The 10,253-nt window shown below is 39.4% G+C and carries 10 protein-coding genes; 3 read left to right on the top strand and 7 right to left on the bottom strand.

What is annotated here, in order from left to right:
* Positions 1-216: 216 nt before the first annotated feature.
* From H6G57_RS21870 to queG, 4 genes are all read right to left on the bottom strand, one after another.
* Positions 217-1,617 carry a glycosyltransferase family 1 protein gene (locus tag H6G57_RS21870; protein ID WP_190522449.1) on the bottom strand — a complete coding sequence of 467 codons (1,401 nt, stop codon included), beginning with the start codon at positions 1,615-1,617 and terminating at the stop codon, positions 217-219.
* Positions 1,618-1,756: 139 nt separating this feature from the next.
* Complete coding sequence (locus H6G57_RS21865; RefSeq protein ID WP_190522447.1) at positions 1,757-2,827, bottom strand: glycosyltransferase family 4 protein; 1,071 nt, start codon at positions 2,825-2,827, stop codon at positions 1,757-1,759.
* Between the two features lie 675 nt (positions 2,828-3,502).
* Positions 3,503-3,943, bottom strand: a complete 441-nt coding sequence (locus H6G57_RS21860) for a hypothetical protein (RefSeq protein ID WP_190522446.1) — start codon at positions 3,941-3,943, stop codon at positions 3,503-3,505.
* Between the two features lie 42 nt (positions 3,944-3,985).
* Positions 3,986-4,921, bottom strand: a complete 936-nt coding sequence (gene queG / locus H6G57_RS21855) for a tRNA epoxyqueuosine(34) reductase QueG (protein WP_190522443.1) — start codon at positions 4,919-4,921, stop codon at positions 3,986-3,988.
* Between the two features lie 176 nt (positions 4,922-5,097).
* Here queG and H6G57_RS21850 point away from each other — a divergent pair, with 176 nt between their 5' ends.
* Complete coding sequence (locus H6G57_RS21850; RefSeq protein ID WP_199314408.1) at positions 5,098-5,514, top strand: ketosteroid isomerase family protein; 417 nt, start codon at positions 5,098-5,100, stop codon at positions 5,512-5,514.
* Between the two features lie 119 nt (positions 5,515-5,633).
* On the opposite strand, the gene H6G57_RS21845 is transcribed toward H6G57_RS21850, so the two are convergent.
* Entirely contained in the window at positions 5,634-6,065 is a 432-nt protein-coding gene (locus tag H6G57_RS21845; RefSeq protein WP_190522441.1) for an anti-sigma regulatory factor, read from the bottom strand.
* Positions 6,055-7,749 carry a SpoIIE family protein phosphatase gene (locus tag H6G57_RS21840; RefSeq protein WP_190522439.1) on the bottom strand — a complete coding sequence of 565 codons (1,695 nt, stop codon included), beginning with the start codon at positions 7,747-7,749 and terminating at the stop codon, positions 6,055-6,057. Before H6G57_RS21840 ends, H6G57_RS21845 begins: the two co-directional genes overlap by 11 nt.
* Before the next feature lie 170 nt (positions 7,750-7,919).
* On the opposite strand from H6G57_RS21840, the gene H6G57_RS21835 reads away from it, so the two are divergent.
* Positions 7,920-8,078, top strand: coding sequence for a hypothetical protein (locus H6G57_RS21835; protein WP_190522437.1), 159 nt, complete (start codon positions 7,920-7,922; stop codon positions 8,076-8,078).
* A 4-nt stretch (positions 8,079-8,082) separates the two neighbouring features.
* Here H6G57_RS21835 and H6G57_RS21830 read toward each other — a convergent pair whose 3' ends face one another.
* A complete protein-coding gene (locus H6G57_RS21830) occupies positions 8,083-9,444 on the bottom strand; it encodes an NB-ARC domain-containing protein (protein WP_190522435.1) in 1,362 nt (453 codons plus the stop codon).
* A 216-nt stretch (positions 9,445-9,660) separates the two neighbouring features.
* On the opposite strand from H6G57_RS21830, the gene H6G57_RS21825 reads away from it, so the two are divergent.
* Positions 9,661-10,245: a hypothetical protein gene (locus H6G57_RS21825; RefSeq protein ID WP_190522434.1), complete on the top strand. Its 585-nt coding sequence runs from the start codon at positions 9,661-9,663 to the stop codon at positions 10,243-10,245.
* Positions 10,246-10,253 lie beyond the last annotated feature (8 nt).

Genomic DNA, 10,253 nt, shown 5'->3' with positions numbered 1-10,253 from the left:
CCATCCAAAAACGGATACACTTGTTACGGACAAACTGAGCCGTTTTAATCGCCTCATCGATAGCAGCGTATTGAGTTGTTTTCCCATTTGCCTTAAACTCTAGGACGATCATTTGACGTGGAAAAACTCTACGGCAATATCATAACACAAATAAAGTCGCCCTAGAAGGGCGAGGCTTGTATCCCATTTTTTGGGTCATGAATATTGGCTCAACCTTTAAGACACTTTGCGAGTAGTTGCTGTCGCTGAAATGGCTGCCCGAGATAACGGTAACAATCGTTCATCCATAATTGATTCTGCTAAAATCCGGCGATATAAATCACTCAAACGAATCGCAACTCCAGACCAACTGAAGTTTTCACTCACCCGAACTGAAGCTTGTTTTCTCAGTTTTTGCGTCCAAACATCATCGGTTAAAATCCGGTTAATCGCATCAGCAAACCCGTTAATATCTTGAGGAGAAACTAATAACCCGGTTTCTTCAGGAATAACCGTAAATTTCAATCCTCCCACATTAGACGCAATTACTGGAGTTCCGCAAGCCATCGCTTCAATTGCAACTAATCCAAAGGGTTCATAATGACTGGGAACAACGCACACATCCGCCGCCGCATAATACAACGGTAAAATATCATGACTTAATTGACCTGGAAAATAGGTTTGTTCTGTTAATCCTAATTCATTGATAATGCTTTCAATGCGTTGCCGTTCTTGACCATCACTTTTATTCGGGTCAGACCCTCCCGCAATGATTAATTTAAAGGGTTCGTTGTAGGTAATTTGATATTGATGACAGGCGCGAACTAAGGTTTCAATGCCTTTACGGGGGTCAAAACGTCCGACATATAAAATAATCGGTTCTTGAGCATCTAATCCTAATTTTACCCGTGCTTCTGGTTTAGAAATAACGTGAAAATTCTCTAAATTTGTACCGCAAGGAATGACGGAAATATGACCTTTTTGGGAAACCGTATGACGCAAAACTTCTTCTTCTTGAGGACTGGTGGCAATAACTGTATTTGATTGTTCTAAAATTTGTTGTTCAATGGTTAACCGCGTCTGTGCAATGGGGGGACGGTGGGAAACCGCTTGATATTTGACCTCGCCTAAAGAATGGTAGGTATGCAGTAACTGAACGTTATGGTGTTTTTTCAGTTGTAGTCCCACCCAAGCGGATAACCAATAGTTGGTATGGACGAGGGGATAATTTGTGCCTTCTTTAGCCTGGAAATTTTGAAACGCAGTCACAAATTCAGGTAAATATTCAAACAATTCATCACGGGGAATGTATTCTAATGGCCCTGCGGTGAGGCGAATGGTTCGACAATGGGGAGAATGCTGGACAATGGTGGGTTGGTCGGGGTGAATTTTGCGGGTAAACATATCCACCTGCCAACCGAGTTTGGCTAAGGCTTCACCGACTTGACGCACGTATACATTTTGACCTCCTGCTTCTTCTCGACCAATATCAACATCCGGGTCGCCATGAACAGAAATTAAGGCAATGGGTTGTCGATTTCGACCTGCTAAACGGGTTGAAATACCAGTTGATTTTTTATAGGTTCCTGGCGGAGTATTGAAAGTAGATGTTTTCACCGTTTGATTTAAGGGGTTCATAGATAAATCCAGATTGTATGAAAGTTTATTCTACCAGCGATGAGTGAACAACCCTAAGATTGTTTTCAGGTTGAAGGTTTTGGAATCGTTGAAAAATAAGTGATGACAATAATAAGCCGTTAACACTGCATATTCAAGATTAAGCTGCGGTTAAACTCTTGAGTTTTCCGTTTTGGCTGAACCGTTCAGCAATGAGTTTTTGATAAACCGCTTCATAGCCATCTGCCATGCGTTTAGCACTGAAATGATCAATGACATATTGACGGCATTTTTCTCGATTCATCTGTTCAACTTTTCCTAAAGCTGCCACACATTCATCGACCGTTTCACACAAATATCCTGAAATTCCATCAGCAATTACTTCAGGAGTTGAACCCATTTTCATCCCAATGACGGGGGTTCCTGTTGCCATGGATTCTACCATGACTAACCCAAAGGGTTCTCGCCAAGTAATCGGGAATAAGGTGGCAAAGGCATTCCCCATTAACACACTCTTTTGAGCATGATTGGCTTCCCCTAAAAATTGAATTTGGTTGTCATCAATATACGGTTTAACTAAAGTATCAAAGTAGTTTTGGTCAACGGCATCAATTTTTCCTGCCATTTTTAAGGGTAATCCAAATTTTTTAGCAATTTCAATCGCTAAATGGGGGCCTTTTTCCGAGGACATCCTGCCTAAAAAGGCTAAATAGGGAGGGTTTTGATAGTCGGGATAAAATTGATAGGTGTTAGTATCAATCCCATTATAAACAGTGGCAACATAGTTTAATTTTAGTCGTGGTTCCCGTTGATCATTGGAAATACTAACATAAGGTTGCTGACGGGCATGGCGAAACATTTTTTCATTGTCGGGGGTGAATATCCCATGCAAAGTTGTCACCGTTGGAGTTTTAACTAAATGGGTGAAAGGTAACGCGGCACAGCCAACATGGGAGTGAATGATATCAAATTCAGAAGCTCGTTCATACACCTGAGCTAACTGCAACATATCATAAAGTCCGGGTTCTTTAACATTCGGATCTGAGCGTAAAGAACGGGGACAAACGGATTCTAATTCAGCAAGAGTGATCGAGTCTCCTGATGCAAATAACGTGACTTCATGACCTTGTTTGACTAATTCATCCGTTAACAATCCTACAACTAATTCTGTACCGCCATAAGCGGGGGGAGGAACTCTTTCCCATAACGGAGCAATTTGTGCGATTCTCATGAAAACCTCCTGTTTTTATTTGACATCTTGAGATAAAATAGACACTAGATGATATCTCAAACTTTAATGTTGAGCCAGCCCTACCTATCTGAAGTTGTAATAAGATATTAGTGATTTTGTAAATATTCCCAAGGTAGTGAAAACCGATCTAAAATTAGTACGGCATCCTCTACTAAGCGTTAGGTAGACTTTGATAATCTTATTCAGCAGGCTGATTGTAGGTCATCTTCTTTTCGAGAGATAATTAACTCCTCCTTTGGGGAAAATTCCTATCACCAGAGAAGCTTTAAGGTTTAAACACCTGGATTTTGATCGGGATTTTTTTAAAATAATAGGTGTCTGTTGTGGAATCGGTTAATTGAATTTGATACCAATTGGTTTCTAATAAACCGAAATAAAATAGGAATTTTATTTTAAAAATAAAAAATATAAGGATTGGAAATCAAAAGAATAGCGATCGCCTTTTCTATCAAGAAGCGATCGCTATTGAGATGCTTTCTAAATCAATAGGGATTCAGATGTAAATCCCCTGATTTTATATCCGTATTTTCCGCAATCTTGTTGTATTAAAAGCTACCTAAAACTTTTCCTTTCTGTTCCCTGTTCCCTCTTCCCCATTCGTAATTCGTAATTCGTAATTCGTAATTCCCCATTCCCTGTTCCCTGTTCCCTATTTTAAGAGCGTTGTTGTTGATAGAACTGCAAGACTTTTTGGGTGTAAGCTGCCGTTTGACCTTGGTTATATTGATTGGGGTCGCCCGTCATCCACCAAGCCGCAGCACGACGAATGGCAATGGCTTCATTATTCTGACTTTTGGGATATTCCTCTTTCAATACATCCGTCATCACACAACCTAAAACCTCTCTCGCCTTCGTCTGGTTTTTCTCAAATTCATCCGGCTTCATTTCCTCACCGATGCACAGTCTCGACCATCGGGGAATATTCTCTGGTTTAATTTGCCAATCGGAATACAATCCATCATTCGCTGTTCCCGTTTGGGGTGCGGCTAAACGTAACGCCTCAACTAACGCCTGTACTTGGGTATTAGAAACTTGAGCAAAAACCGGAACTGTCCACAACAGCGACAATCCCACTAAAATAGGACTCCATTTCATGGTTCACTCTCCTGCACCTGATGGCCCATCCGTAGTTATACCTTATTCCTCAAAATTTGGCCAAGACTCTAAATTCGCTCTGGCATTGCGCCGCCACATTTGAGGTTTAATTCGTCGTAACGCAGAAGCGCGAAAGCGTTGATCCCATTCTTGCTCAGAAAGTTCTGCTAATTCTGTTAATTTTGGGGCGATATTTTCAGGATAAGGTTGAAATTCTGTAACGTCTGTTTCCTGAGCAAACCGTTGATTCCAAGGACAAACTTCTTGACAAATATCACACCCTGCAACCCAACCGTTTAACTGTTTGCTAATATCTTCGGGTAAGGTTTCAGCCCGATTTTCAATGGTATGATAGGCAATACAACGATTAGCATCTACCACAAAAGGTTGAGTAATGGCCTGAGTTGGACAAGCTTCTAAACATCGGGTACAAGTACCACAATGTTGAGTATGGGGAGTATCAGGCGTTAACGTTAAATTGGTTAAAACTTCCCCTAAAAATACCCAAGACCCATAGTCTCTGGTAATCACATTACTATTTTTTGCAATCCATCCAATACCCGCTTGTTGTGCCCAAACTTTATCTTGAATCGGCCCAGTATCAGCATAATATCGAGCTTGAATTCCTGCTGCTTGTTGTTGTAACCAGTCGCAAAAAATTTTCAGCTTTTTATGCAGTACCCGATGATAATCTCGTCCTCTAGCATAGCGAGAAATTTTAGCAAATTCCTTTCCTTCAGGATATTGTTGAGGCGTATAATAATTTAATGCTACACAAATAACAGACTGAACTTCTGGCATTAATTGACAAATATCTTGACGTTTAGGATTATTCATCCACGCCATATCCGCAGCATATCCTTGATTTAACCAAGTTTGTAACCGTTGCTGATTATCCTGCATATCCGTAATAGCAGCAATCCCAACTTTATGAAATCCCAAGGATAAAGCTTTTTGCTTGATTTGTTCTGAATCCATTTTTCAGTTATCAGTTATCAGTTATCAGTTATCAGTCTAAGAGTTAAGGGTTAATCAACTGATGACTGATGATGGATACTCATACTATAGATAGATTTTTAGAGTATAGGAAAATTTAGGAGTCTCTAAAATTTATAATTAAGAAAATTTTTTTTTAGGGTTCGGGATTTAAAAAAATGACAACAACACCTTTAGATTGTCAATTTAAACTTTCTATTGATAACGTTAATGCGATCGCTGTATATCGTTATTTTGAAAGCTTTAATGATGAAGACTTTGCAACAACAGCTTCTTTATTTTGTAACCAGGGGAAATTGTATGCACCCTTTACAGAATTAATTACAGGTCAAGAGGCGATTCAAAATTATCTGGAAACGGAAGCCAAGGGGATGAAATTAAGACCCAAAAGTGCTGATAGCCAATTCTTAGAAAATGGTCAACAGCTTATACAGATCTTCGGCGAAGTCAAAACCTCCTTATTTACTGTTAATGTTGGCTGGCAATTCCTCTTAACTGAACAAGGAAATCTTGAAGAAGTCATTGTTAAACTATTAGCTTCAGCGCCAGAATTATTAAAAATCAGTAATCAGTAAAGACGATTAACGATCAACTTCTCACTGATAACTTGTACAGACGTGCCTTGGCGGAGCCATGCCGTAAGGCTTTTGGCACGTCTCTACTGATAACTGATAACTGATAACTGATAACTGATTTAAGATTTTGTTACTTTTTCGGGTAAACTGGCTTCTAATTTTAAACAATTACGGCCATCAATTTGTAAACAATAATCCACTCGATCCATTAATCGATTCATAATTAACCAACCATAACCACTTTCTTGTTTATCTTCAGGTTTAGGAGGATTATAATTATCCACTTCATAGCCTGTACCGTGATCCCAAATTTCTAAAGAAATATCTCGATCTTTAAATTCTAAACGAACCATCACAGGAAGATCGGGTTTATTGCGGTGAGCATGACGGATGACGTTGGAGTAAGCTTCTGCGAGGACGAGGCGAAACCGATTGGATTGACGGGGCCAATCTACGTGCTCTCCTAGCTCCACTTCCAAACTGCTCAATAACCAGTTTTCAACAATTGTTAAAAACCTAATATCGCTTGGCACTTGAAGCTCAGTTTTCATCAGTCAACAAAACCTCCAGAGAGAGTATAGTTTGATCATCTTCCTGAACGGGATTATGTTCGCGGATAGCCGCTAATAAACCATCTAAATTTAGCTGTTCTTGTTGTTGGAGTAACTTCCAAAGTCCCTCCTGTTGCAACATCGATCGAATGGCGGGGCTACCATCCGTTGTTTCCTGCACCACTGTAGCTTCAGTAATACCATCACTGGTCACTAAGAAGACCTCCCCAGGATTAATCGTGAAACTGTCTCCTTTGCCTCTCCAGACAGGCAGAATTCCCAACGGAATGCCACGAGTCTTGAGAAACGTCGGTTCAACCTGCACCGATGAAGGAGTGCGATTTGCCCCCTCCCTAATGGCTTGATGTGACCAGACTAAGGGATAAATATGTCCAGCATTGGCATAGGCGAGATGCCCCGTAGACGGGGTATAACGAGCCAAAACCATTGTAATAAAGTGATTATTACTGACTAAATCATCTGACAAAATACTATTAAGATTCTGCATGACTTGATCGGGTTCAGGGGACGTTTCCTGAGACAGTTCCCGACGCATCACCGAAATCGCACTCGCCATAAATAAAGCGGCTGGAACCCCTTTCCCAGAGACATCTCCCAAGGCCACCCAAATATCCCCTTGAGGATGAATAAAGACTTCAAAGAAATCTCCCCCCACTTCCCGCGCCGGATGACAACAAGCTTGTACCCGAAAGGTGTCAAACTCTGGCCAACTTTGACGCAAAAGATTATTTTGAATTTGACTGGCAACTTTGAGTTCGTTCCGCATTTGTTCGGCTAACTCTACCGTGCGTTGATAGAGTTTGGCTTGAGACAAAGCTAAAGACGCTTGTTCGGAAACCACCTCCAACAGTTGAATATCATCCTCTGACCAAGGAGATGAACTGTTTTCTTGATATAAGGCTAAAACCGCCAGTAAGTCATGCTGATAGGTCAGGGGTAAAATAATTTCATTGATGTTATTCGGCTGATTTTGCCCTTGTTGAATTTGAGTTTCTCGACTTTCTAATACCCCTTGCATGGGGATTTCCAGTTGAGATAACCAACTTTGGACAGTCTCTCCTTCTCCGCCAAAAGAAAAGGTTTGAACCGAAAGTTTACCCTCTTCTACGGAACGAATACAGCAGCCTGTTGCATTAAAGGTTTCTCCCAATGTCCGAACAATCGTCTGTAGCATACTGGAGTAGTCGAGGGACTCTCGCAGAGCACTGACGACATCGTTATAGAGAGATTCCCGACGCAGAGCGCGCCGCAGAGTATTGGTTCGTTGTTTGAAGAAATTGTAAGTTTCAGAAGCCTGTTGAATTACAGACTTGAGTTCTTCAGGGTTCCAAGGTTTGGTGATGTATTTGAAAACTTGACCAGAGTTAATCGCTTCCACCAGGTCTTCAACATCCGTATATCCAGTTAACAGAATCCGAATGGTGTCTGGGAAACGTTCAACGGTTTTGCCGAGAAATTCGGTTCCGTTCATTTCTGGCATCCGTTGATCAGAAATAATCACCGCCATTTCACCCTCGTCGTCGAGAATTTGCAGAGCTTTGAGGGCACTGTCGGCCTTGAACACTTGGAAGTCCCGGCGAAATGTCCGAAACAACAAATCTAAGTTGTCTGGTTCGTCATCGACGACCATGAGTTTCAGCTTTCGACCATCTCCCCGACTCATGCGATTCCCTACTCCCAGATGAACAGATCAGGTATTACCCATCTTACCGCCTCTATTATCCAGGGTTCTAATAAAAATCGTGAAAAAATACTGAATTGTTGCTGTGTCGGGGGTTGGGGCATTTTTGTGGAATGTGGAACAGGCATCTTGCCTGTTAAGCTAACTGGGGCGTGGGGAAAGCGATCGCACGTAAAAAAGCAATTCAAACTTTGTTGAGAAACCCGGTTTCTGACCCCTTAGAGAATGCGATCGCACAATTTCAAGAAACCGGGTTTCTGATTAAGATTGGTCGCCTTAAATCAAACTTTGTTGAGAAACCCGGTTTCTGACCCATTAGTTTTGTTGATGACAGCAAACTTTAATATATTCTCGGATAACAGGAGATACGCTAAATAAAATATGGTCAGATTGAATAATTTTGATTAAATACCGTCTGTTTAAAGAGTCTAACCCATTAATCAAATCTATTGATGATAACGATAAACGTTCTCTTAAATGTTCTCTGGATACCGGGTGATTATCCTGACTAAGTTCTATGAGAATCTCTTGTTCAATTAAAGATAACCGCTCAAAGATTTGATTTAAACGAAATTTAATACTTTCTGTTATGATTAAACTATTTTCTGTTAAAAAGTCAGAGAGTTTACCGCCAAATATTTTTTTAATTAAATCTACAATATCTTTTAAATAAGCCGGATTACCTTCATACAATTCAATCAGCTTTGACCAATTCTCCTGATCGAGTAAACCATAGTTTCTGAGAATTTTAATATCCTGTAACCCTTCCAACTCTAAACACTGAACGGGATATAATTCCTGATCTAAAGATATCATTTCTTGGCATTTTTCCTGACTGATTAAAATTAAACTGCTTTTGTGTTCAGTTTCAGTGATCATTGTAAAAAAGGATTGATAATCTCGATATTCACTTTGATAGTGTCCAGCGAATTGTCCTTTAATCATTAATTCCTGTACGTCATCCAGAATAATTAAACATTTTTGATCCCGAAAAAGATTTAAAATTTGAGTTAATTTATTATCAGCTAAAATAGAATCAGGATTAATAGAGGTTAAAATTTCAGTTAGAATATGATCTAAAGATGGGGAGAGTTTAATATTTTTCCAGATAATAATATCAAAGGATTGTAAGTTCAGGTCAACAAATTGTTTAACTAGAGTGGTTTTACCAATACCGCTTAATCCTAAAACTGAGATTAGACGAGTATTTTGATCAATTAACCACTGGGATAGGGTGTTCAGTTCGGTGCTGCGATCGCAAAAATAGGTGATTTTAGGAGCTATTGTTAAATCGTGAAATACTGTGGAAGTATTAGAAAGCTTGTCTAATAGAACTTCTTTCGTATTATTATGAAAACTCTGCGAACAAAAATTAAAATTATGATTAATTTCTACAATTTGTGACGAGGGTGAAGATGTTATCTTGGTTCTTTCTATAGTAGAGCGAAAATTAGATTTTTTAACATCTTCCCCTAGCTGTTCTGATAAAATATGTAATAATTTATGACCAATATCTTTAACCCGACTCTCACTCCGATTAGATTCCTCTGCAATTTTCTTATAAGTTTGACCTTGCCACAACCCCTTGAGCACTTCTTCTTGCAAATCATCTAAATGTTTTCCGGTTTGAGCAAAGACTAACTCATTTGCTAATTGTAAAGCCTCTGTAACAGTCATAGGGTTACGATGTAGTCAGGAATCTAGCCATTATAACCTAAAATATAATAGTGCTTAATCAAACATTTTAGAACAGTTTAGAACTTTACCCTAATAATTCGTAACAAAACTCACGATTAAATCGTACATTGCAGGATTTCTAAAATCACAATTTTATTTGATGATATTTTATTGAATTCCTATCCTCATTACCAGACTCTCTAAGTTGAGATGATTATGAATATTTTTAAACATAGGTTAGTTAATGGATGGCTCTCCAGTTTGATTTTAGCCACCCTATTTCTGGATACAGGAAATTTAGTTTATGCTCAAGCTCGTCGCCCTGGCACTACTTCTTTGGGAGAGCTAGGATGTCAACTTTCAAATGATTCAAATTATTTTGCTCAAAACCGAGATTTAATTGTAGGTTTTGAAGTCTTCAGAGCAGTTGGTTATTTTGGAGAGAGCAGTACTTATTCACATGATGGTAAGTCATATACTCTTGACAAAAATGGGAGCAGAGCAGCGTGCAGATTAGCCGCACCAGGAGAAACACCCAGATTTAAAACTTTAAGTTTAGCAATTGGTATCCCCGATGATCATACTTATCGTAAAGGTTCTGTTAGTAGGTTATCAATCTACAAAGATGGACAGTTTTATGAATACAGAGATTTAACTGCGGGACAAAAAGTTCTGTGGATTATAGATGTTACTAATACTCGTAGCATTGGTTTAGAAGGTCAATGTATAAAAATAGGTTCTACCTCGTGGGGTAACCCGGGATGCCCAGCAATTTATTTTTTTGAAGATCTTTTAGAATAATTAACGCT

It is taken from the genome of Planktothrix sp. FACHB-1365 (genome assembly GCF_014697575.1).
In the GTDB taxonomy this organism is placed as follows: domain Bacteria; phylum Cyanobacteriota; class Cyanobacteriia; order Cyanobacteriales; family Microcoleaceae; genus Planktothrix.
The sequence above is the reverse complement of the archived record's forward strand: the minus strand, read 5'-3'. Positions and strand labels throughout refer to the sequence as shown.

What these genes read in the sequence shown, in the direction of transcription:
- queG (WP_190522443.1), bottom strand. Translation starts at nt 4,921, where the DNA reads ATGGATTCAGAACAAATCAAGCAAAAAGCTTTATCCTTGGGATTTCAT.
- H6G57_RS21860 (WP_190522446.1), bottom strand. Translation starts at nt 3,943, where the DNA reads ATGAAATGGAGTCCTATTTTAGTGGGATTGTCGCTGTTGTGGACAGTT.
- H6G57_RS21840 (WP_190522439.1), bottom strand. Translation starts at nt 7,749, where the DNA reads ATGAGTCGGGGAGATGGTCGAAAGCTGAAACTCATGGTCGTCGATGAC.
- H6G57_RS21850 (WP_199314408.1), top strand. Translation starts at nt 5,098, where the DNA reads ATGACAACAACACCTTTAGATTGTCAATTTAAACTTTCTATTGATAAC.
- H6G57_RS21830 (WP_190522435.1), bottom strand. Translation starts at nt 9,444, where the DNA reads ATGACTGTTACAGAGGCTTTACAATTAGCAAATGAGTTAGTCTTTGCT.
- H6G57_RS21870 (WP_190522449.1), bottom strand. Translation starts at nt 1,617, where the DNA reads ATGAACCCCTTAAATCAAACGGTGAAAACATCTACTTTCAATACTCCG.
- H6G57_RS21865 (WP_190522447.1), bottom strand. Translation starts at nt 2,827, where the DNA reads ATGAGAATCGCACAAATTGCTCCGTTATGGGAAAGAGTTCCTCCCCCC.
- H6G57_RS21825 (WP_190522434.1), top strand. Translation starts at nt 9,661, where the DNA reads ATGAATATTTTTAAACATAGGTTAGTTAATGGATGGCTCTCCAGTTTG.
- H6G57_RS21845 (WP_190522441.1), bottom strand. Translation starts at nt 6,065, where the DNA reads ATGAAAACTGAGCTTCAAGTGCCAAGCGATATTAGGTTTTTAACAATT.